Annotated in this window: 23 protein-coding genes; 6 read left to right on the top strand and 17 right to left on the bottom strand. The window is 69.3% G+C overall.

From position 1 onward, the window contains the following. Positions 1-192: 192 nt before the first annotated feature. Positions 193-1377 carry a DUF6596 domain-containing protein gene (locus BHE97_RS09005; protein ID WP_087623704.1) on the top strand — a complete coding sequence of 395 codons (1185 nt, stop codon included), beginning with the start codon at positions 193-195 and terminating at the stop codon, positions 1375-1377. Between the two features lie 54 nt (positions 1378-1431). Here BHE97_RS09005 and BHE97_RS09000 read toward each other — a convergent pair whose 3' ends face one another. From BHE97_RS09000 to BHE97_RS08990, 3 genes are all read right to left on the bottom strand, one after another. Further along, positions 1432-1827: a LysM domain-containing protein gene (locus BHE97_RS09000; protein WP_170931353.1), complete on the bottom strand. Its 396-nt coding sequence runs from the start codon at positions 1825-1827 to the stop codon at positions 1432-1434. A 273-nt stretch (positions 1828-2100) separates the two neighbouring features. Beyond that, positions 2101-2670 carry an NTP transferase domain-containing protein gene (locus BHE97_RS08995; RefSeq protein WP_170931352.1) on the bottom strand — a complete coding sequence of 190 codons (570 nt, stop codon included), beginning with the start codon at positions 2668-2670 and terminating at the stop codon, positions 2101-2103. Between the two features lie 22 nt (positions 2671-2692). Further along, positions 2693-3049 carry a cupin domain-containing protein gene (locus BHE97_RS08990; protein WP_087623701.1) on the bottom strand — a complete coding sequence of 119 codons (357 nt, stop codon included), beginning with the start codon at positions 3047-3049 and terminating at the stop codon, positions 2693-2695. Between the two features lie 147 nt (positions 3050-3196). On the opposite strand from BHE97_RS08990, the gene BHE97_RS08985 reads away from it, so the two are divergent. Together BHE97_RS08985 and lexA are read left to right on the top strand one after the other, a co-directional pair. After that, positions 3197-4153: a YihY/virulence factor BrkB family protein gene (locus BHE97_RS08985; RefSeq protein ID WP_087623700.1), complete on the top strand. Its 957-nt coding sequence runs from the start codon at positions 3197-3199 to the stop codon at positions 4151-4153. A gap of 52 nt (positions 4154-4205) precedes the next feature. Next, positions 4206-4916 carry a transcriptional repressor LexA gene (lexA, locus tag BHE97_RS08980; protein WP_087623699.1) on the top strand — a complete coding sequence of 237 codons (711 nt, stop codon included), beginning with the start codon at positions 4206-4208 and terminating at the stop codon, positions 4914-4916. Positions 4917-5092: 176 nt separating this feature from the next. On the opposite strand, the gene galE is transcribed toward lexA, so the two are convergent. The 5 genes from galE to miaA all read right to left on the bottom strand — a co-directional run bounded on the left by galE (position 5093) and on the right by miaA (position 11412). Further along, positions 5093-6049 carry a UDP-glucose 4-epimerase GalE gene (galE, locus tag BHE97_RS08975; protein WP_087623698.1) on the bottom strand — a complete coding sequence of 319 codons (957 nt, stop codon included), beginning with the start codon at positions 6047-6049 and terminating at the stop codon, positions 5093-5095. A 25-nt stretch (positions 6050-6074) separates the two neighbouring features. Further along, positions 6075-8012 carry an ATP-dependent DNA helicase gene (locus tag BHE97_RS08970; RefSeq protein WP_087623697.1) on the bottom strand — a complete coding sequence of 646 codons (1938 nt, stop codon included), beginning with the start codon at positions 8010-8012 and terminating at the stop codon, positions 6075-6077. 85 nt (positions 8013-8097) lie between these two features. Continuing rightward, positions 8098-9498: a GTPase HflX gene (hflX, locus tag BHE97_RS08965; RefSeq protein WP_087623696.1), complete on the bottom strand. Its 1401-nt coding sequence runs from the start codon at positions 9496-9498 to the stop codon at positions 8098-8100. A gap of 156 nt (positions 9499-9654) precedes the next feature. Next, complete coding sequence (gene dapF, locus BHE97_RS08960; RefSeq protein ID WP_087623695.1) at positions 9655-10479, bottom strand: diaminopimelate epimerase; 825 nt, start codon at positions 10477-10479, stop codon at positions 9655-9657. A 12-nt stretch (positions 10480-10491) separates the two neighbouring features. Further along, entirely contained in the window at positions 10492-11412 is a 921-nt protein-coding gene (gene miaA, locus BHE97_RS08955) for a tRNA (adenosine(37)-N6)-dimethylallyltransferase MiaA (protein ID WP_170931351.1), read from the bottom strand. Positions 11413-11473: 61 nt separating this feature from the next. Between miaA and BHE97_RS08950 the strand changes: the two genes are divergently transcribed. Then, positions 11474-11749 carry an antitoxin gene (locus BHE97_RS08950; RefSeq protein WP_236757602.1) on the top strand — a complete coding sequence of 92 codons (276 nt, stop codon included), beginning with the start codon at positions 11474-11476 and terminating at the stop codon, positions 11747-11749. 129 nt (positions 11750-11878) lie between these two features. Beyond that, a complete protein-coding gene (locus BHE97_RS08945; RefSeq protein WP_140400067.1) occupies positions 11879-12514 on the top strand; it encodes a hypothetical protein in 636 nt (211 codons plus the stop codon). 152 nt (positions 12515-12666) lie between these two features. Here the strand turns inward: BHE97_RS08945 and lgt are convergent, their stop codons facing one another. The 4 genes from lgt to trpC are packed head-to-tail and all read right to left on the bottom strand — an operon-like array spanning position 12667 to position 16415. After that, complete coding sequence (gene lgt, locus BHE97_RS08940) at positions 12667-13536, bottom strand: prolipoprotein diacylglyceryl transferase (protein ID WP_087623692.1); 870 nt, start codon at positions 13534-13536, stop codon at positions 12667-12669. Continuing rightward, positions 13533-14327, bottom strand: a complete 795-nt coding sequence (trpA, locus tag BHE97_RS08935; protein WP_087623691.1) for a tryptophan synthase subunit alpha — start codon at positions 14325-14327, stop codon at positions 13533-13535. Before trpA ends, lgt begins: the two co-directional genes overlap by 4 nt. After that, positions 14324-15559 carry a tryptophan synthase subunit beta gene (gene trpB, locus BHE97_RS08930; protein ID WP_087623690.1) on the bottom strand — a complete coding sequence of 412 codons (1236 nt, stop codon included), beginning with the start codon at positions 15557-15559 and terminating at the stop codon, positions 14324-14326. Before trpB ends, trpA begins: the two co-directional genes overlap by 4 nt. A gap of 40 nt (positions 15560-15599) precedes the next feature. Next, positions 15600-16415 carry an indole-3-glycerol phosphate synthase TrpC gene (gene trpC / locus BHE97_RS08925; protein WP_087623750.1) on the bottom strand — a complete coding sequence of 272 codons (816 nt, stop codon included), beginning with the start codon at positions 16413-16415 and terminating at the stop codon, positions 15600-15602. Between the two features lie 330 nt (positions 16416-16745). On the opposite strand from trpC, the gene BHE97_RS20685 reads away from it, so the two are divergent. Next, on the top strand, positions 16746-16979 hold the full coding sequence (locus tag BHE97_RS20685; RefSeq protein WP_236757601.1) for a DUF4190 domain-containing protein: 234 nt from the start codon (positions 16746-16748) through the stop codon (positions 16977-16979). 54 nt (positions 16980-17033) lie between these two features. Here the strand turns inward: BHE97_RS20685 and BHE97_RS08915 are convergent, their stop codons facing one another. The 5 genes from BHE97_RS08915 to hisI form a co-directional block, all read right to left on the bottom strand. Then, positions 17034-17456 carry a DUF2752 domain-containing protein gene (locus BHE97_RS08915; protein ID WP_170931350.1) on the bottom strand — a complete coding sequence of 141 codons (423 nt, stop codon included), beginning with the start codon at positions 17454-17456 and terminating at the stop codon, positions 17034-17036. Between the two features lie 87 nt (positions 17457-17543). After that, complete coding sequence (locus BHE97_RS08910) at positions 17544-18047, bottom strand: RDD family protein (RefSeq protein WP_087623687.1); 504 nt, start codon at positions 18045-18047, stop codon at positions 17544-17546. Continuing rightward, positions 18047-18247 (bottom strand): HGxxPAAW family protein, encoded by a 201-nt coding sequence (locus BHE97_RS08905; protein WP_087623686.1) that lies wholly within the window; start codon positions 18245-18247, stop codon positions 18047-18049. The genes BHE97_RS08910 and BHE97_RS08905 overlap by 1 nt, the downstream gene beginning before the upstream one ends. A 42-nt stretch (positions 18248-18289) precedes the next feature. Continuing rightward, the gene (locus BHE97_RS08900) at positions 18290-18862 is read right to left on the bottom strand and encodes a Trp biosynthesis-associated membrane protein (protein ID WP_087623685.1); all 573 of its coding nucleotides are present in this window, start codon (positions 18860-18862) and stop codon (positions 18290-18292) included. Next, positions 18859-19212 (bottom strand): phosphoribosyl-AMP cyclohydrolase, encoded by a 354-nt coding sequence (gene hisI / locus BHE97_RS08895; RefSeq protein ID WP_087623684.1) that lies wholly within the window; start codon positions 19210-19212, stop codon positions 18859-18861. Before hisI ends, BHE97_RS08900 begins: the two co-directional genes overlap by 4 nt. Between the last annotated feature and the right edge of the window lie 17 nt (positions 19213-19229).

Here is a 19229-nt window from a genome sequence, read left to right as displayed (position 1 = left end):
GCTCATGCAAACAGCCTGACGGCCGGGTCTGACAGTCTGCGTTTGCGCAGGTCAGGGGGCCTCCGGGTGCGGCGCTCCGGCGTGTCGGCCAAGATCGAGTCGACCACGCCACCTGCGGGCGCGCCCCGACACCGAGAGGACTCGCATGAGCACCGTGTCACCCGAGCCCGCCCTCCAGGTCGACGCCCTCGCATGACCACCCTCGTCGAACGACGGATCGTCCGGACGTTCCGCGCCGTCCAGGCCGCGGCGGCGGCCTCGGTGTTGCACGACAGCGGCGGCGATCTGGACCTCGCCGAGACCGCCACAGACGCGGCCTTCGCCGCGGCGTCCGAGACGTGGCAGCGCGATGGCATCCCCGAGCGCCCGGATCACTGGGTGCTCGACACGGCCCGTCGCGCGGCACACGATCGCCTGGGCCGCACCGATGCTCCCCCGCCCGCGGCGCCGGCGACGGACGCCACAGAGGATCATCGGCTGGCGCTGGCCTTCACATGCTGCCATCCCGCCCTCCACCTGCCGGCTCGCGTCGCCCTCGCCTTGCGCTTCTGCGCCGGCCTCTCCCTCACGGAGATCGCGCACGCCTTCGGCGTGACCGAAGCCACGATGCGCCACCGCCTCGACCTGGCGAAGCGACCGATCACCCGGGGCGACATCCCCTTCGCTCTCCCGGCAGCCGGGGACCTGGACGACCGGCTCGACGCCGTCCTGGCCGTGCTCTATCTGATCTTCAACGAGGGCTACGTCGGATCGCGCAGCGCGACACTGACCGGCGACGACCTCTCCGGCGAGGCCATCGGACTGACCCGGACACTGCTGTCGCAGCTGCCCGACCGCGATGACATCCGCGGCCTGCTCGCGCTCATGCTCTTCATCCGTTCCCGCCGGCACGCGCGTATCGGCCTGCACGGGGATCTCATCGCACTCCCTCGCCAGGACCGCGAGCTGTGGGAGTCCGACATGATCGCCGAGGCCGCATTCCTCCTACACCAGGCGCGCCGCTCGCACCGACTGTCGCGCTACACGGTGGAGGCCGAGATCCAGGCCCTTCACGCCGCGACCATCGACGGTACACCGGCCGACTGGCGGGCTGTGCTGGAACACTACGACACCTTGCGCCTGATCGCCCCGGGGCCTTCGGTCGACCTCAACCGGGCCGTGGCGCTCGCGGAGGTCGAGGGGCCGGCCGTCGCACTGGAGATCGTGGACGGCCTGCCCGACGACTCGCATCTGTGGCACGCCGTTCGAGCCGATCTGCTCGAACGACTCGGGCGGATCGAGGAGGCCAGGCATCAGTGGCGACTGGGAGCCATGCGCGCCGAACCCGGGGCCGAGCAGGCCTATATGACCACCCATACGATCCGTCGCCCGATATGACGAACCCGCCGCCCGCCCTTCCCCGGGGCGTGGCGGCGGGTTCGGCGCCACGCGTCAGTCCGCGTAGACCGGGACGGCGAGCGACGTGCCCATCTGCAGGCCGCTCGCATTGGGGAGAGCATTGAGCCGCACGATCTCATCGACCGTGGCCCGCACGTCGCCCCCTGGGTTGGCCTCGGCCGCGATGCTCCACAAGGTCTGACCGGGCTGGACCTGCACCGTGGTGGTCGCGACGGGGGCGGAGTCGCTCGTGGCGGCGACAGAGGCCCCCATGGCGATCGCGCCGAGCGCCAGGACCAGGCTCGCCGCGACGAACACGACGACACGTCCGCGACGGGTGAGCCGCACCGGGGCGGACCGCTCGGGGGCCACCGGAGCGGGAACCGCCCTCAGGTGACGCTGCGGGCGCGGGGCGGTCAGGGCGAGATCCTGGTAGGCGATGGTGCTCATGATGTCCTCCGTGGGGAAGCCGAGGTCAAGGTCTGATGTGTCCGACCGAACCTCGTTCGGCGATGCCATTCGAGACGAACATCCGTTCGATCGAACACATGAGCGACTATACGCGAGCCCACTGACAAAACAAGCACCGATCGAACATCTGATCGAAATCCCGCACTGCGCACGGTCGACTCGCACCCCCTGACCGGACCGCCGAGTGGCGCATATCTCCCCATTCCAGGGGATATGCACCACTCGCGAGCGACCTAGCACCGCTCGCACGAATCAGCGCGTCTCCAGGTCGGCGGGCGTGTCGATATCGCGCACCACCTCATCGCCGACCGGCACGCGCTGGGGCTCGAGCACACCCAGCACCCGGCGCAGTGCCTGGTCGCGATGGTCGCCGAGGAGGGAGCCCCGCAGCTCGGCGGTACGCCATCGCGAGGCGAGCCACTGCTCTGCCCCCGAGCCGTCGACCAGGACGGTCCCGATACGTGGGCTCGGAAGGGAGACCAGATGGCGGGCGACCAGGGCCGCATGCCGCAGGTCCACCGCCAGGAGGAGCACCTCGTCGCCCTCCAGGTGCTCGATCGCCGCGGCCAGTGCGGCGACCGGTCCGCCGTACGCGGGCTTCTCTCTGACCTGGATGATCCCCTTCCATTCGTCCCGGGGTGGCCCCACGACGACGATGTCGCGGCATCCCGCTGAACGGGCGCCGTCGACCGCACGGCGCAGGAGCGACTCACCCTCGATCTCGATCGACGCTTTGTCCCGCCCGCCGAGACGCGTGCCACGGCCTCCGGCCAGGACCACGGCGTCGATCACGGGACCGGCGACCGTCCGCGAGTCGCTCACGCCACCTCGTCGATGCGCACGCTCACGACTCCTCAGGCACGATCGTGGTCAGCGGGACGATCGTGGTGAGCAGGACGGCAGAATCCTCGAGGGCATGGAGATCGTGGCGTTCGGAGGGGATGATCACCAGATCCCCGGCCGAGGCCTCGGTGGCCGAGCCGGGGCCCGAGAGCCGCACCCTCCCACGCAGCACCTGCAAGGTGGCCTCCCCCGGCGCCTGGTGCTCGCCGAGCGCGGTGCCCTCGACCATGGCGATGAGGGTCTGTCGCAGCTGATACTGGCGCCCGGGGTGCAGAGCCTGGGCGCTGCGGCCGTTATCGTGCCGCCGCGCCTCGGCAAGGTGGTCGTCGACGAGATCGGTGAGGCGAACGGCATCCATACGTTTCTCCTATGCCAAGCCGCTGCTGCGAGGTCGGTCGCGGTGGCGGTTGATGGGTTGTTCTTCAGGGTGTTGACGCTACGCCACGCGGGGCTCATCAGCTGTCTCTACCAGGCGGAGCACGTCCTTCCCCGATAGTTTCGGGACATGCGTTCGACGATCGCCACCGCGAAGCTCGCCTGGCAGCAGGCGTCCTCCCATCAGGCACCGCTCCTCGCCGCGGGCGTCGCCTTCTACACCTTCACCTCGCTGTTCCCGGCGGTCATCGCGGCGATATCGCTATACGCCCTGTTCGCCTCCCCGCAGACGATCGCCGACCAGGTCGACCGGATTCAGGACGTGCTGCCCGCTGACGCCGCGTCGATCGTCACCGACCAGATCCAGCAGGTCGCCGAGACCTCGACCGGTGCGCTCGGCGTCACCACGGTCATCGCCCTCGCGATCGCTCTCTACAGCGCATCGGGCGGCGTCAGCAACCTGCTCACGGCGGTCAACACGATGTACGGACTCGGCGACGACCGCAGCTTCGTCAAGCGCAAGGCCCTCGCCTACGGCATGACGGCCGCGGCGATCGCCTTCGCGGTCGTGGCCGTCGCCCTCGTCGCCGTCGCGCCTGCCATCTTCTCGATCATCGACATCGTGCCCGGCGTGCGCATCGCGGCGGAGGTGGTGCGCTGGCTCATCCTCATCGGGCTCGTGATCGCGCTCATCGCGATGATGTATCGCGTCGCCCCCAACCGACCGAGCCCGCACCGCTTCGTCACGCGCGGGGTGCTCGCGGCCTCCGCGCTGTGGATCATCGCCTCGGTCGGCTTCTCGGTGTACGTCAACAACTTCGGGAGCTATGGCGAGACCTACGGCGCGCTCGCGGGCGTGGTGGTCCTGCTGCTGTGGCTCTGGGTGGGGCTCTACGCGATCCTGTTCGGCGCCGCGCTCCAGGCCGTCGAGGAGAATGTCGTCAACCAGCGCACGCTCACCGAGGACCTCGGCAGCGCCCAGTCCCGCACCGATGCCGAGCGGGCCCAGCTGCAGATCGAGGGCGAGATCGACACTTTCATCAAGGTGCTCGACGACACCCAGGGTCGCCGCCACGACACGCACTGACCCATTCGAACAGATGTTTGATGTCACCCTTCGATCCAGCTATCGTGATGCTATGAGCGAGCGCAGCGATGATGTCACCGAACTGCCCGACGGTCCTCCCGATGCGAACGGGCTGACCCCGCGTCAGCGCAAGGTGCTGGAGTTCCTGCGCGACAGTCTGCGCGATCGGGGCTATCCGCCCAGCATGCGCGAGGTCGGCGCCGCCGTGGGCCTCGCGAGCACGTCCTCGGTCTCGCACCAGCTGCGCATGCTCGAGCGGATGGGCTACATCAAGCGCGACGCCAACCGTCCGCGCGCGCTGGAGATCCATCTGCCGGAGGTGCACCGTTCGCTCGGCAGCGCTGCTGAGGATCTCGCCGATGTCACCGATCTCGGCAATGAGCGTCCAGCGGCCACCTATGTCCCGGTCGTGGGCCGGATCGCGGCCGGCGGTCCCATCCTGGCCGAGGAGCGTGTCGAGGAGGTCATGCCGCTGCCGAGCTCGCTCGTCGGTGACGGCACCCTGTTCCTCTTGGAGGTCAGCGGCGACTCGATGGTCGATGCCGCCATCTGCGATGGCGACTATGTCGTCATCCGCCAGCAGCCGGTGGCCGAGAACGGGGAGATCGTCGCCGCCTTGATCGACGGTGAGGCCACGGTCAAGACCTTCCAGCGCAAGGGCGGTCACGTCTGGCTCCTGCCTCATAACGACGCCTATGACCCCATCGATGGCACGCACGCCACCATCCTCGGCAAGGTCACGGCGGTCCTGCGCCGGGTCTGACCCACGCTCGCCCGCGGTGGGCGGTGAGTGGGCGGCCCTTTCGCCGCAGGCGGCGGTGCTTCAGCGTCCATCCCCGTCGGCCGATGGATGCCTACTCACCGCTCTCAATCGCCGAAGGACGCTGACCCACCGCCTCGTGGGTGTGGCAGACGAGATAGTCCGCCATCGGACTCGCCTCAGTCGCGGCCGGCCTGCCAGGCGCTCGTCACCATCTCGTCCAGCGTGTGCCGCATCGCCCACTGCAGGTCGCGCGCCGCCCGCTCCCCCGAGGCCACGATCCGCGCCGGATCCCCCGGACGCCGGTCGACGACCTGGGGCTCGAAGTCGATACCCGTCGCACGCGCCACGGCGGTCATGATCTGCCGTACCGACACACCGTCGCCGCTGCCCAGGTTGTACACCGGCTCGAGGGGATCGCCGCCCAGCAGTTTCTGGGCGGCCACCACATGTGCCCGCGCGAGATCGGCGACGTGGATATAGTCCCTGACGCAGGTGCCGTCCGGGGTCGGATAGTCCGCACCGAAGATCTTCGGCCGGTGTCCCTCGCTGAGCGCGCGGATGACGAGCGGGAACAGATTGTGCGGGCTTGAGTCATACAGGTCCGGGGTTCCCGAGCCCACCACATTGAAGTAGCGCAGGGAGGTATGCCGCAGTCCGGTCGCCCGCGCCTGATCGGCGATGAGCCACTCACCCACCAGCTTGCTCTCTCCATAGGGGGACTCGGGGGCTGTGGGGGTCTCCTCGGTCACGAGAGCGATGTCGGGGGTGCCGTAGACGGCCGCGCTGGAGGAGAACACGATCGTGCCGATACCGTGCTCGGCCATCGCCCGCAACAGGCTGACCGTGCCCTGCACATTCTGCTGATAGGTATGCAGCGGCCTTTCGACGGAGACACCGGCGTACTTGAAGCCGGCCAGATGCACGACGGCCTCGATGTCGTAGTGGCCGAGCGCCTCGGTGAGCTTTTTGGTGCGGGTGATGTTGAGATCGATGAAGGGCACGTCCTGGGGCACGAACTCGCGATGGCCGCTCGACAGGTTGTCGACCACCACCGACTGCAGCCCCGCCTCACGGAAAGCACGCACGATGTGCGCACCGATGTAGCCGGCTCCGCCGGTCACCAAGATCGCCATGAGGTCAGCGTACTGAGGCTGTCGCTCAGGATGCGGCACGTTCCGCGGCTGCGGCGTCGAGTCGTCCCAATGCGGCGACCACGGTGGCGCGATCGGTGGTGCGCCACAACGGCGGCAGCGAGGACGCGAGGAAGGCTCCATAACGCGCGGTGACGATTCGCGGGTCGAGCATCGCGACCACACCGCGATCGTCAGCCCGGCGGATGAGACGGCCGGCGCCTTGGGCCAGCAGCAGAGCGGCATGGTGCGCGGCGACCTGCATGAACCCGTTGCCGCCGCGTTTCTCCACCAGACGCTGGCGAGCGCTCATCAGCGGATCATCGGGCCGAGGGAAGGGGATGCGGTCGATGATGACGAGTGTGCAGGTGTCGCCGGGTAGGTCGACTCCCTGCCAGAGGCTCAACGTGCCGAACAGGCAGGTACGCGGCTCATCGACGAACCGCCGCGCGAGTTCGGGGAGCTGCGCGTCTCCCTGGCAGAGCACCTCGATATCCGGCAGGGCCATGCGCACGTATTCCGCGGCGCGCTCGGCGCCCCGCCGCGAGGAGAACAGCCCGAGAGTCCGACCGCCGGCCGCCTTGACCAGGGCGGCGATCTCGCCGAGCTGATCCTCTTCCAACCCGTCCCGACCCGGGGCGGGGAGGTGGCGAGCCACGTAGAGCATCCCCTGTTTGGCGTAGTCGAAGGGCGAGCCCACGTCCAGTCCCCGCCACTGCGAGTCCTCCCAGAGCCCGAGCGACCGCGCGACCGGATCGAAGGAGCCGCCGAGGGCGAGGGTCGCACTGGTCAGCACGACGGTCTTCTCGCCGAAGAGCTTGTCCCGCAACGCCCCGGACACGTCGATCGGCGCGATGCGCAATTGCTGACCCGTGCGCAGCTCCCCGAGCCACAGCACATCGGTGTCACTGTCCCGGGCCATACGCTCGGCCACCTGCCGCAGCTCATCGACCGCGCTGCGCGCCTGCTGCCGTGCCGGATCGGGTTCCTCACCGGCCCGCTCCTTGCCGAAGGCGGAGAAACAGGCGCGCGCAGTGTCGCGGACCAGGTCGAGAGCGGCGCGCAGCGGTTGCGGCGCCTCCTCGATCCGGCCGGGTGAGATGTGGGTGAGCGTGTCGGCCAGGGCATCGGCGGCGTCGCTCAGATCGTCGGCCGCCGCCGGTTCGGTGAGGTGCGGGCGCGCACGCCGTGCCGCACGCTCGATACCGGCGGGATCCAGTTCCTGTGTGGCCGCCTGGGTGACGCGCGCGGCGAGCTCGTGCGCCTCGTCGATCACGACGGTGCCGAACTCCGGCAGCATCGGCACGCCGTCGATCGCATCGATGGCGAGCATCGCGTGGTTGGTGACCACGATGTGCGCCTGCTGGGCGTCCTCGCGGGCCCGTTCGGCGAAGCACTCGAGGGCGTAGGGACAGCGCTGCGCGCCGAGGCACTCCCGTGCCGTGACACTCACCTGACGCCAGGCCCGCTCATTGTGCGAGGGGGCTGCGTCACGGTCTCCCACGTGTCCCCCCTCGGCCTGCTGCTCGGCCCATTCACGCAGGGCCACGACCTCGGCCCCCAGGGTTCCCTCCGGCACCTCGACGAGCGTGCCTTGGTCGTCCGGGGCGCCCTCGCGGACACGATGCAGACAGGCGTAGTTGCCGCGTCCCTTGACCACCGCGTGGTGAGGGACATCGTCCAGCACCTCGCGGGCGGCCTCCTTGAGCGCCGGGATGTCCCGCTCCACCAGCTGATGCTGCAGGTTGAGAGTGGCCGTGGCGATCACCACGCGCTCGCCGTGAAGCAGGCTCGGCACGAGGTATCCGAGCGACTTGCCGGTGCCGGTGCCGGCCTGGACGAGCAGATGCCGCTCGGTGTCGAAGGCCTCCTGGACGGCCTCGGCCATCGCGATCTGCCCCGGCCGTTCGGTGCCTCCCACCGCATCGACCGCGGCCGACAGGACATCGCGCACGTCAGAGGCCATGGCGGCAGGCTACCGGGTCATCGCCCGGGGCTCGGTCGCGGTCCACAGGCACCCGATCGCACCCCGGCGGAATCGAGGGCCGCCGCTACTCGACGACATACGGAGCGAGATCGGCGGCGAGCCCGGCACCGACCCGCGCCGCCACGTGAGTGCCGTCGGAGCGGTGCTCCACCTCGTCGATCTCACCGGACTCGTGGATCCGGTTGAGCAGATCTCCGCGCTCATAAGGCAGTACGAGATCCACGGCGACCTCGGGCCGCGGCAGCTCGCCCTCGATGAGACCGAGCAGCTCATCGATGCCTTCACCCGTTCGGGCGCTGACCACGACGGCGTGGGGCTCCCGGGCGAGAATCTCGCGCACGACCGAGGGGTCGGCGGCATCGGCCTTGTTGACGACGATGACCTCACGGACGCCGTCGGCACCGATCTCCGCGAGGACCTCACGCACCGCACTGATCTGACCGAGCGGATCGGGATGCGAACCATCGACCACGTGGACGATCAGGTCGGCATCCGCGACCTCTTCGAGGGTCGATCGGAAGGCCTCGACGAGCTGATGCGGCAGATGCCGGACGAAGCCGACGGTGTCCGACAGGGTGTAGACCCGACCGTCGGAGGTCTGGGTGCGGCGGGTCGTCGGGTCGAGGGTCGCGAACAAGGCGTCCTCGACCAGGACGCCTGCGTGCGTGAGTCGATTCAACAAGCTCGACTTGCCCGCATTGGTGTATCCCGCGATCGCCACCGACGGGATCTGATGGCGCTGACGATTGGCACGCTTGGTGTCGCGGGTGGTCCGCAACTCAGCCAGCTCGCGACGCAGCTTGGCCGCCCGCGACTGGATCCGGCGGCGATCGGTCTCGATCTTGGTCTCACCCGGTCCGCGACCGCCGATACCCTCGCCGCCGGCAGCGCGGCCGCCGGCCTGGCGGGACAGATTGCCGCCCCATCCGCGCAGACGCTGGCTCTGGTACTGCAACTGGGCCAGCTCGACCTGCGCCTTGCCCTCCGCGCTCTTGGCGTGCTGCGCGAAAATGTCGAGGATCAGAGCGACCCGGTCGACCACTTTGACGTTGACCCGGTCCTCCAGATTGCGCAACTGGCTAGGCGCGAGCTCGCCATCGCAGATGACCGTGTCGGCGCCGGTCGCCTCCACCGCCTCGCGCAGCTCGTCGACCTTGCCGCTGCCGATGAACGTGGCCGGGTCGGGCCGCTGGCGCCGCTGGACCAGCGCGTCGAGGACCTCCGAACCCGCCGTCTCAGCCAGCAGCTTCAGCTCCGCCAGCGAATTCTCGGCATCGGCTGCCGTGCCATCGGTCCACACGCCGACGAGGACGACCCGCTCGAGCCGCAGCTGCCGATACTCGACCTCGGAGATATCGGTGAGCTCGGTCGAGAGCCCGGCGACGCGCCGCAGCGAGGAGCGTTCCTCCAGGTCCAGCGAGCCCGAGTCCACGTTCTCGTCGTCGCGTTCGTTTCGCTCGCTCATGCCGTCACCGCCTGAAAAAGACCACCATAGGCCGACGCCGGCATGAGCAGCCCCATTATTCCCTCGCTTCGCTCGCTCATGCCGTCACCGCCTGAAAAAGACCACCATAGGCCGACGCCGGCATGAGCAGCCCCATTATTCCCTCGCTTCGCTCGCTCATGCCATCCACTCCATCTCGCCGCGGGCCACGATCTCGGCAGGACCGGTGAGGACCACGTGGTCGTTCTCCTCCAATGTCACGTACACCGTGCCCCCCGGCACGTCGACGCGATACTCCGCCGGGCGGGCGGTGACCCCGTCGACCAGGGCGCTGGCGATACCGACGGCGCATGCTCCCGTGCCACAGGAACGTGTCTCCCCCGAACCCCGCTCGTGCACGCGCATACGCACGTGGCCGGGTCCGCGACGCGCCACGAACTCGATGTTGACGCCGTCGGGGTAGACCTCGCGGTCGAAATGCGGCTCAGTGAGCAGGGTTCCCGCCTGCTCGACATCCTCGACGAAGGCGACCGCGTGGGGGTTGCCGGTGTTGACCTCGCGAGCGGACACGGTGAGCCCCTCGCTCGTCCGGATCTCGCTGCATCCGCCGATGTTGAAGGATCCCATGTCGACGGTGATCTGGCCGTCCTCGCCGATGGTGACGAACTTGTCACCATCGCGCGTGGCGACCGCGAAGCGGTCGGTGTCGACGAGATGCCCGTCGAGCAGGTGTCGGGCGAAGACCCGCACCCCATTGCCGCACATCTCGCTCACGGAGCCGTCGGCATTGCGATAGTCCATGAACCACTCGGCCTCGGATGCCACGCCCGCCGCCGCCGACCGGATCACGCGCAGCACGCCATCGGCGCCGATCCCGCGGCGCCGATGGCACAGGGCGGCCACGAAGGCCGGGTCGAGGTCGCCGTGGACGGCGCCGTCGTGGTCGGGCAACAGCACGAAGTCGTTCTCGGTGCCATGCCCCTTCTGCCAGGAGAAAGTCATGAGATGTCCAGTCTACGGTGCCTCCACGAGGGCCATGGCGCGCTCGACCAGATCGGATGCGTCATAGGGCAGCCAGCGGACGCGCGGGTCCTTCCTGAACATGCGGTCCTGGCGACGGGCGAATCGGCGGGTGCCGGCGATCGTCTGCTCGCGCGCCTCGTCCTCGGTGATCTCGCCACGCCCGTGCGCGAGGAGCTGCTGATAGCCGAGCGCCCGGCTGGCGGTGAGACCGTCCTCGATGCCCTCCGCCCGCAGCCTTTCCACCTCCTCGACGAGGCCGTCGTCCCACATCTGCTCGACCCGGCGCCTGATCCGATCGTCCAGCACCTCGCGCGGCACGTCGAGTCCGATCATCACGAGATCGTCGTAGATCGACGTGTAGTCCGGCATCGTCGCGGTGAAGGGAGCGCCGGTGAGCTCACCGACCTCGAGGGCCCGCACGATGCGACGACCGTTGCTGGGCAGGATCTGTGCGGCGGCCGCCGGGTCGCGGCGGCGCAGCTCCGCATGGAGGGCCTCCGCGCCGAGCTCGCGCAGCCGCTGGTCCCAGCGCGCCCGGATCTCCGGATCGGTTCCCGGGAAGTCGAGCGGGTCGACCACGGCGCGCACATACAGCGACGACCCGCCGACGAGCACCGGCAGTGCTCCGCGACCGCGGATCTCGTCGATCGCACGTCGTGCGGACCGTTGGAATACGGCGACATTGGCCTCCTCGCGCACGTCCAGCACATCGAGGAGGTGGTGCGGCACGCCGGCGCGCTCGGCCGCGGTGATCTTGGCGCTGCCGATGTCCATGCCGCGGAAGAGTTGCACCGCGTCGGCATTGACGACCTCGCCGCCGAGGCGCCGGCTCACCGCCACCGCGAGGGCCGACTTGCCCGATGCGGTGGGGCCGATCACCACGATGACTCGATCCTGACGCTGAACGGGCACGTGGCCAGTCTCGCAGGTACCGTGAGACCGCAGACGTCCGTGGTCACAGAGGAGACAGACCGTGAGCTTTCTCAGCAAGATGCTCGGCCGAGGCAAGGTGGCCGGTGAGGACCTCGGCCAGAAGGCGCAAGATGCCAAGCAGCGGGCGGGCGAGGCGATGCAGGGCCGTGAGGACGATATCCACTCGGCCGTCGACAAAGTCCGCGATCTCGCCGACCAGGCGACCGGTGGCAAGTTCACCAGCAAGATCGACGAGGCCGCTGACCGTTTGAAGCAGGCCGCCGACGACATGTCCGTCGATGACGGAGAGGGCGAGCAGAAGAAGCCGGGCGCCTGACTCACCCCTCCCTGGGCGGTGACATAGCGTCCATTCTGGCCGACGACCGGTGACCTGGCGTCCGTTCTCTCGCGTCGAATGGACGCCCAGGCACCGCCCCGCGAGCGGGGCCCTGGCTACGCTCGGATCGTGACAACCCGATGGGCCTTCGTGCCGAGTGCGCCGCTGCTGGCGGTGCCCGACGACCCATCGCTGGCTCCCGTGCGCGACGCCGCGCGGTCGGCTGTCTCCCGGCTCATCGGTGACGCGACGGCGGTCACCGTCCTCGACGGCTCAGCGGACGGTGCCGCCTACGACGAGCGGGCCGGCGGCGACCTGCGGGACTTCGGACTCGATATCCGGGCCGGTGGTCAGCGCGGCGAGCTGGGCCTCGCGCACACGCTGGGCGCCTGGCTGCTCGACGATGCCGGATGGCGCGGACCGCGGGCCTACGTGTCCTCGCTGGCCGAGGTCCCGTCGGCCTTGCTGGTGGTCGCCGACGGATACGCCTGCGTGAACGACCTGTCCCCGCTCGGCTTCGATCCGCGCGGACAGAAGGCCCAGGCGGAGATCGTCGAGGTCCTCGCATCGGCCGTTCCGGAGGCTCTGTGCTCCCTCGACATGGAGTCGGCGCTCCGTCTCGGCTGCACGGGAGCACCGTCCCTCGCGGTGGCAGGGCGTATGGCTGCGGGCCGCGGTTGGCGAGGGGCCGTGACCTATGACGACGCTCCCCTCGGCATCGGCTACTGGGTCGCCACCTGGGAGAGCGGCGACCCCTCCGCCTGACGATCGATGCGCGTCCCGGACGTACGCGTCCGGTACGCTGTGTCACTCATTCGGAGGCGTCGGTCCGTCCGCCGCTCACGAAGGATGTGCTTGCGTGGTCGCCATAGCAACCAATGATGCACATTCTGAGTGACTCGGAGTGTGGTTTTCGTTCACCGGTCGGATGAGGAGTCGTCGGCCGGCTCCTCGGCGGTGGACGGATCGGTGCCGAGCACCTCGGGCGAGTCCTGTGCTCGCCGACGGGCCCAGAGGAAGAGGACCAGCCCTCCCGCGAAGACCACGATCGTCGTCCAGATGTTGAGCCGGAAGGGGCCGAGGTGGTTGACGGTGTCGATCCGCAGCGCCTCGGTGACGAGGCGGCCGATGGTGTACAGCATCACGTATAGCGCGAAGGCGCGTCCGTGGGTCAGGCGATAACGACGATCGAGCCACACGATCAACGCAGCGGCCAGCAGATTCCAGACGAGCTCGTAGAGGAAGGTCGGGTGGAAGGTCGCGAACTGCAGGTATCCCTCGGGGCGGAACTGCGGGGCGATCTCCAGCCCCCAGGGCAGATCCGTCGGGCGGCCGAAGAGCTCCTGATTGGCGTAGTTGCCGAGTCGCCCGACCCCCTGTGCGACCAGCAGGCCGGGTGCCAGCGCGTCCGCGACCGGCCAGAAGGCCACCTTGTAGCGGCGACAGGCGATCCAGGCCCCCAGGGCACCGAGGGCGATCGCGCCCCAGATGCCGAGTCCGCCGTTCCAGATCTTCAAGGCGTCCAACGGATCGCGACCCTCGCCGAAATACAGCTGGGGGTCGGTGAGCACGTGATAGAGGCGGCCTCCGATGATGCCGAAGGGCACCGCCCAGATCGCGATATCGCCGATCGTTCCGGGCCTGCCGCCCTTGGCGCGATAGCGTCGTTCGCCGATCCAGATCGCCAGCACCGCGCCGAGGATGATCGCCAGAGCGTAGGCTCTGATCGGCAGCGGTCCCAGATGCCAGACGTTCTCCGCCGGGCTCGGGATCGAGACGGCGATCATCGCTCCATCCCCGCACGCAGATCGACCACCAGATCACGCAGAGCGCTGAGGGCGTCATCGGGACCGGCGTGGTCGAGGAGGCACCGCACGAGCGCGGAGCCGACGATGACCGCATCGGAGAAGGCCGCGACCTCCCGGGCCTGTGCGCCGTTGCTGACGCCCAGCCCGACGCCGACCGGCTTGTCCGTGACCTTGCGCAGTCGCGAGACGAGCGGCTCGGCGAGCGCACTGGTCTGGTCGCGCTGCCCGGTCACGCCCATAACGGCAGTGGCGTAGATGAATCCGCTCGCGGCCTCGGCCGTCATCGCCAATCGCTCATCGGTCGAGGACGGGGCGACCAGGAAGATCCGGGAGAGGCCGTGCTCGCCCGAGGCCTCGAGCCACTCTTCAGCCTCATCGGGGATCATGTCCGGGGTGATGAGTCCCGCTCCCCCGGCGGCGGCGAGGTCAGCGGCGAAGCGCTCCACCCCATAGCGTTCGACCGGGTTCCAGTAGGTCATCACGACGGTCGGCGCGCCGGTCGCGGCGCTCGCCTTCACGACATCCAACACGTCCCCGACACGGGTGCCCCCGGCCAGCGCGATATCGGCCGCCGCCTGGATCGTGGGGCCGTCCATGACCGGGTCACTGTACGGCAGACCGACCTCAACCAGGTCGACTCCCGCCTCGACCATCGTCTCGATCGCCCGGATCGACAGCTCCTTGGACGGGAAGCCCGCGGGCAGATAACCGACGAGTGCCGCGCGGTCCTCGACCCGGGTGCGCTCGAACAGGGCGTCGATCGCGCTCATTCCTCGGTCCCTTCGTCCAGTACGACCGGCTCCTCGATGAGCCCGAAGTACTGTGCCGCGGTGTGGACGTCCTTGTCGCCGCGACCGGACAGGTTGACCAGGATCGTGGCATCGGAGCCCAGCTCCTCAGCCAGGACGATCGCCCCCGCCAGCGCATGTGCGGACTCGATCGCCGGGATGATCCCCTCGGTACGGCACAGCAGCTCGAAGGCCGCCATCGCTTCGGCATCCGTCGCCGGGCGGTACTCCGCGCGCCCGGTCGCGGCGAGGTGGGCGTGCTCGGGTCCCACGCCCGGATAGTCCAGTCCGGCCGAGATGGAGTGCGATTCGAGGGTCTGGCCGTCCTCATCCTGGAGCAGGTACGAGCGGGCGCCGTGCAGCACGCCGATGTCGCCGCCGGTGATGGTGGCCGCGTGCCGGCCGGTCTCGATGCCGTCTCCCCCGGCCTCGATGCCGACGAGACGCACCTCCTCGTCGGCCACGAAGCCGGTGAACAGGCCGATCGCATTGGATCCACCTCCCACGCAGGCGACGGCCACATCGGGCAGGCGGCCCAGCAGCTCCAAGGACTGGGCACGTGCTTCATCGCCGATGCCGCGGGTCAGGTCACGCACCATGGCCGGGAAGGGATGCGGACCCGCGGCGGTGCCGAACAGATAGTGCGTGGTGTCGACCGTGCTGACCCAGTCGCGCAGCGCCTCATTGATCGCATCCTTCAGCGTGCGGCTGCCGGTGGTGACCGGCACCACCTCGGCGCCCAGCATCCGCATACGGGCGACATTGAGCGCCTGACGCTCGGTATCGACCTCGCCCATGTAGACGGTGCAGTCGAGATCGAGATAGGCGCAGGCGGTCGCCGAGGCCACCCCGTGCTGGCCGGCACCCGTCTCGGCGATCGCGCGCGGCTTGCCGAGACGCTTGGCCAGCAGCGCTTGACCGATGACATTGCGGATCTTGTGGGCCCCGGTGTGGTTGAGGTCCTCACGCTTGAGCAGGATGCGCGCACCGACCGTCTCGGAGAATCGGTGCGCCTCGTACAGCGGGCTGGGGACATTGGCGTATTCGCGCAGCATCCGGGCCAGCTCGGCCGTGAAGGTGGGATCGGCCTTCGCGTCCTCCCACGCCTCGGTGATCTCATCGAGCGGCGCGATGAGCGCCTCGGGCATGAAACGGCCGCCGAAACGGCCGAAGTGTCCGCGGGCGTCGGGTTGGGCAGGGGGCGAGACGGTCATGGGCGGGCCTTCGGTGGGACGTGGAGCGGGACGGGAGGGCTCAGGACACGTGCCATCGGTGTTGCAACGCCGGATGCTGTCCGGCCGCCACGAGATCCGCGACCGACTGGCGCGGGTTCTCTCCCCGCACGAGCGTCTCGCCGACCAGCACGACATCGGCGCCGAAGCGCGCGTACTCGATGACATCGTGCGGTCCCCGGACACCGGACTCGGCGACCTTGACGACCGAATCGGGGATCTTGGGAGCGACCCGTTCGAAGGTGCCGCGATCGACCTCGAGGGTCTTGAGATCGCGGGCGTTCACGCCGATCAGATCGGCATCGGCGGCGACAGCACGCTTGACCTCGTCCTCATCGTGGACCTCGACCAAGGGCGTGAGCCCGATCGAACGCGCCCGTTCGATCAAGCTCTCCAACGCCGGCTGCTCGAGCGCCGCGACGATCAGCAGAGCCATATCGGCACCGGCGGCTCGCGCCTCCCAGAGCTGATAGGACGTGGTGATGAAGTCCTTGCGCAGGACCGGGACGTCGACGGCAGCGCGGACCGCCTTCAGATCGGCGATCGAGCCGTTGAACCGGCGCTCCTCCGTCAGCACGCTGATGGTGTGGGCGCCGCCACGCGCATAGTCCGCGGCGAGCGCGGCGGGGTCGGCGATCGGAGCGAGATCGCCCTTGCTCGGGCTCGCCCGCTTGACCTCGGCGATGACCGAGACACCGTCGGCGCGGTAGGCGGGCATCGGGTCGAGGGCCGGGTTCTGGCGTCCGGCACGCTCCTTGAGCTCCTCAATGGAGACCTGTGCCTGGCGGGCCTCCAGGTCGATGGCGACTCCGGCGAGGATGTCGTCCAGTACGGTCACGTCCATCCCCTCCTTTCGCGTGGTGACACCGGGGCGGTCCTCACCAGGGTAAACCCGCGCGATCGGACCGGTCAGCGCGCCCCGTCGCCACGGACGATCACCCGGCACCAGACAGCGGGACTCTTTCACCCTAGGCTCTTCCCATGAGCACTCAGTACCCGCCGCCGGGCGGCGACCAGAACCCTAATGAGCCCTCCTCCGATCTGCCGTCCTACGGTTCCGCCGAAGGCACGGCCGGCGGGTACCCGCCGCCACCGCCGGGAGGAGGGTACAACGCACCGGGGGGGATACGGGGCGCCACAGGGCAACAACACCAAGGCGCTGTGGTCGATGATCCTGGGCATCCTGTCGATCGTCTGCTGTGGTCTCTTCACGGGTATCCCCGCGTTCATCCTCGCCAACATGGCGCGCAAGGAGATCGCCCAGACCGGCCAGGCGGGCGGCGGCATGGCGACGGCCGGCTGGTGGCTCGGCCTCATCAGCATCGTGCTCTCGGCGATCTCGCTGGTGCTCTACGCGACCGGCGTGTTCACCTTCGACTTCAACTCCAGCACCACCTACTGAGCACGATCACGAGGCCGGGAGGATCGACATTCGCTCCTCCCGGCCTCGCCGTGTTCACGGGGCGAACCAGGCTCCCGCCGGGGTGAGACGGAAGATCCAGAACGCCACGGCGATGGCTAGGACGACCCACGCCCAGGTGGCGGTGGAGGGCAGGAGCGGCACATCGTGCCCGCGAGCACGGCGGACAAGCCATACCGCCCACGCCAGGATCGCCGCGGCCACCAGGCCCAGCGCGAAGACATTGCTCGAGACCGCGGCGGTCCATTCACCGTCGGTGGCGAGGTTGACCGCTCGCAGACCGCCGCAGCCCGGACAGGGGATGCCGGTCAGGAAAAGGAACGGACAGGTGCCGTAGGAGCCCTGCTGGTGGGGATCGCGCAGGTGGAGCACCGCGATGGCGGCCGCCCCGAGGGCCCCGGTGAGGAGAGGACCGCGCAGCAGCTGCCAGCGGCTGCGCTCCATCGTCGCGGTGGCCATGCGTGTCACTCTAGTACCCGGGCCAGTACTCGCTGAGTGTGACATTTGGACGGCCGAATCGCGCATTCCACCGTCCCAACGTCACACTCAACGGGGAGCGGGGTCGCGGACGACGACGGATCCGGCGAGCAGGTCGTGCCACGTGCGGCGGCGAGGATCGACGATCGCCCAGAGATAGGTGCCGAGGCAGAGGGAGCCGAGAATGACCGCCGCCAGCCAGCGCAGGACCCCGCGGGCGGCGCCGAGGGGCTCTCCGCCACGCACGTCGACCGTGGCGAGGTCGAGCCTGGACTTGCCGATCGATCGACCGGTGCGTCCCTGTCGCAGTCCCTGGTTCCAGAGCGCCGCGAGCACCTGGACGATCACGCCCAGGCCCAGCAGCAGCAGGCCGATCGCGGGAGCGGACTCGAGAGCGACGGTTCCGTCGGCCTGTTCGGTCCAGGTGCCGCGCGCTGCCACGATCCACAGGCCTGGCAACCACGCGACCGCACCGGCCAGCACGGCCACCGCGAGATCGAGGATCCACGCCCCGGCCCGGGCGGCCAGCGGGGCGAGCGCGAGCGGGGGCTCCGCGGACGGGCCCCCGGACATCAGTGCTGCTTCTGGCGGTCGATGCCGAGACCGGCCATCGACATGATCTTGCCCAGCGGGGCGGCACCGACGGCGAGCACGCAGCCGATCGTGAAGATCGTCCAGTTCGGCTCGGGGATCAGGGCCACCGCACCCACAGTGAAACCGACGAGGCTCGTGATGACGGCGGTCCAGGCGGCGGGCGACGATCCGTGCGACATGTGCTGGCTCCTCGAGATTGGGGGTCTGACGTCGGGCACAGCCTACTCGGTCGGGTCCCTGCCGTCGTCGAATGCCTTCCACATGTCCGTCTCGTCCTCCGTGGTAGCCCGACCGGCGGGCGACTCGTAGCGCGATGACATGGTCGGCCAGGACCCGGCGAATCGCGCGATCGCCAGGCCGCATGCCAGGGCGAGCGCGAGCGCCGCGGCGGTCGCCCAACGCCAGGGAGAGACGGCGATATCGTCCGGTGCGTTGTCGCCGGTGAACGACGCCGACTCACGGACCCCCGAGGTCAGGGCACTGCTCACGGCATTCCCCGATCCGGCCACCACCCAGACGAGACATCCCGCCGCGACGAGGGCCACGAGGACCCCGAGCACCTGCCGCACCCGGCGGGAGCCGGCCAGCACCGCGAGTCCGGAAGCGAGGAGGACGATGCCGAGCGCCGAGACCACGGGCATCGCCTCGGATCCGGCCACGGCGATCTGGTCCTCCGGGAGTCCCTCGGCACGCACGACCGTCTCCCCCCACGTCCGGGTGAGGCTGGCGAAGACGCCGCCCCCGGCCACGACGAGGCCGAGGACCACCGGGGCGTAGAGACGGCGGGGATTCATCGCAGCCGATCGGCGTCGAAGCAGGTGGCGGCACCGGTGTGGCAGGCCGGTCCGATCTGGTCGACGACGACCAGCAGGGTGTCGCCATCGCAGTCCAGCCGGACCTCGCGCACGGTCTGGGTGTGACCCGACGTCTCACCCTTGACCCAGTACTCCTGACGGCTGCGGCTCCAGAAGGTGGAGCGGCCCGTGGTGAGAGTGCGGTGCAGCGCTTCGTCGTCCATCCAGCCGAGCATGAGCACAGCACGGCTCGTGGCATCCTGGACGACGGCGGGCACCAGCCCGTTGTCGTCGCGCTTCAGCCGGGCGGAAACCTGGGGGTCGAGGGAGGTCGAGGGCACGGCATCCATTGTCCACCCCGCTCCTG

The organism is Aeromicrobium sp. PE09-221, from assembly GCF_002174305.1.
GTDB lineage: Bacteria > Actinomycetota > Actinomycetes > Propionibacteriales > Nocardioidaceae > Aeromicrobium.
The sequence above is the reverse complement of the archived record's forward strand: the minus strand, read 5'-3'. Positions and strand labels throughout refer to the sequence as shown.